The sequence below is a fragment of the Billgrantia ethanolica genome (genome assembly GCF_021404305.1).
In the GTDB taxonomy this organism is placed as follows: Bacteria; Pseudomonadota; Gammaproteobacteria; order Pseudomonadales; family Halomonadaceae; genus Halomonas; species Halomonas ethanolica.
Genome location: NZ_JABFTX010000066.1, coordinates 1 through 257 on the forward strand (window position 1 = coordinate 1; position 257 = coordinate 257).

Consider the following 257-nt stretch of genomic DNA (forward strand, 5'->3'; position numbering starts at 1 on the left):
CAGACAGCTAGGAGGTTGGCTTAGAAGCAGCCATCCTTTAAAGAAAGCGTAATAGCTCACTAGTCGAGTCGGCCTGCGCGGAAGATGTAACGGGGCTAAACCAGGTACCGAAGCTACGGGTTCATCCTCTGGATGAGCGGTAGAGGAGCGTCGTGTAAGCCGATGAAGGTGGATTGAGAAGTCTGCTGGAGGTATCACGAGTGCGAATGCTGACATGAGTAACGACAAGGGGAGTGAAAAACTCCCCCGCCGGAAGA

Annotated in this window: 1 rRNA gene; it reads left to right on the forward strand. The window is 53.3% G+C overall.

From position 1 onward, the window contains the following. Window positions 1–257: ribosomal RNA gene (locus HOP53_RS21535) — 23S ribosomal RNA — on the forward strand; the annotation flags it as partial.